The following is an 897-nucleotide window of genomic DNA, read 5'->3' as shown; positions in this document are numbered from 1 at the left end:
CGGAACCACTTCACTCGCACAGAATCTGAACAAAACTACGGATAATAATCTTCCTGATTACACTCTATTAACTTTTGGAGATCACGCAACCGCCAAAAGATTCGGACAAGATCCAAAATAAATATATATCAACAACTTAAAGAAAAAGTCCATTTAGAACTCAACGGCACAAACCACGAACGCATACGACACACACCCCTGAGCGTGGACAATGCCCTCATGGGCGACGATTGTTCTACTAGGCGAAACGTCGATTCGGGCGCAAAGCGACAGATCGATGGCACTCGGTGTCTTCGCGGACCAGTCCAGAGCGCCTCCCGCCCCTCCCGAGAGAGACATTTCCAGCCCGATCTGTCCCCCTCACCCGCGCAGATTCCTTCAACGAGAGCGACCACGGAAGCCGCGCGGAGGCCTCCCCGGGAGACCGCCAAGTGTTAACAAACAGTGAATAGACAGCCTTGGCGGAGCAACCTAAGATCAGTGTGGTTGCGATGTATCACCCCGTAAAAGGCCCAGATCGGGTCCAGAGACAGGGACCCAGGAATGGCAACTGTAGCGGAAGGCAACGAAACACACCGATGGATGTTCTGGCTTTGCTCCTTGCAATCTATGTTGTGATCGCGCTTCTTGCCGTGCTGAAGACGATTGCCGAAGGCATCCGCAGTTCTTCGGCCAGCGTGCTTGGCACGATCGCCGGCTGCTTCCTGTGCCTGTTTTGGCTGCCAATGTTCATCATATTTGCGGCCCAGAGCGCATTCGGGAGCGATACGGCAGATTCCGGTCAATGAGCATGTGGCGCGTGCGGCTGCCGTTCTGACATCTTCGTCTCGTCGAAAAGCAGCCGATCACCAGTCGTAGTCTGGTCAGAGTCCGAATTTCGGAGAGTAGAGCAGACTT

1 protein-coding gene is annotated in these 897 nt (G+C 53.7%); it reads left to right on the top strand.

Annotated features, from left to right (window positions below; translation table 11 throughout):
• Positions 1 to 578 precede the first annotated feature (578 nt).
• Positions 579 to 788: a hypothetical protein gene (locus R3X27_RS25505; RefSeq protein WP_317711724.1), complete on the top strand. Its 210-nt coding sequence runs from the start codon at positions 579 to 581 to the stop codon at positions 786 to 788.
• The last annotated feature ends 109 nt before the right edge of the window (positions 789 to 897 follow it).

The sequence above is a fragment of the Tropicimonas sp. TH_r6 genome, assembly GCF_033101155.1.
Taxonomy (GTDB): Bacteria; Pseudomonadota; Alphaproteobacteria; order Rhodobacterales; family Rhodobacteraceae; genus Tropicimonas.
Note: the sequence above shows the minus strand (reverse complement) of the source record. Positions and strands in the feature narration are given on the sequence as shown.